This is a genomic window from Methylobacterium sp. WL7 (assembly GCF_008040085.1).
Classification (GTDB): domain Bacteria; phylum Pseudomonadota; class Alphaproteobacteria; order Rhizobiales; family Beijerinckiaceae; genus Methylobacterium; species Methylobacterium mesophilicum.
This window is the reverse complement of record NZ_VRVG01000354.1, coordinates 1-659: the sequence shown is the minus strand read 5'-3', so window position 1 is coordinate 659 and position 659 is coordinate 1. Positions and strand designations below refer to the sequence as shown.

At 69.7% G+C, this 659-nt stretch carries 1 protein-coding gene; it reads left to right on the top strand.

Annotation, left to right across the window (positions count from 1 at the left end):
- A partial coding sequence (locus FV233_RS29750) for a porin family protein (RefSeq protein WP_147899663.1) occupies positions 1-659 on the top strand: 659 nt, incomplete at both ends.

Genomic DNA, 659 nt, shown 5'->3' with positions numbered 1-659 from the left:
CCGGTGCCCGTGTTCACCTGGACCGGCGCCTACTTCGGTATCAACGCCGGCTACGCGTTCGACGCCAGCAGCCGCTCCAACAACTCTACCTTCGTCGTGCCGGGCGGTGTCGGCCTGACCAGCGGGCCGGCCGCCGTCGCCACCTTCCGCAACCGCAGCCAGGACGGCTTCTCCGGCGGCGCCCAGGTCGGCTACAACTATCAGTTCACCCCGGGCTCGGGCGTGGTCGTCGGCATCGAGGCCGATGCCCAGTACCTCGACTTCGGCCGCAACCGGAACAACGCCTTCGTCAGCGGCGGTGCGATTGCGCCCGGCCTGATCCTCAACGACCCGCGCGGCCTGGCCAGCCTCGACTACTTCGGCACCGTGCGCGGCCGCCTCGGCTACGCCTTCGACCGCACCCTCGTGTACGGCACCGGCGGCTTCGCCTACGGCTCGGGCAGCGCCGACCGCTCGTTCGGCGGCTACGCCGGCAACGACAGCTTCCGTACCGGCTACGCCGTCGGCGGCGGCATCGAGTATGCCCTCCCCACCGACTCGTTCCTGAACTTCTTCCGTTCGAGCGCCGTGACGCTCAAGGTCGAAGGCCTGTACGTGAACCTCGACCGCGGCACCCGCAACCAGGGTGTCCTGCTCGTCAACGCCGCCAACCTGGCACC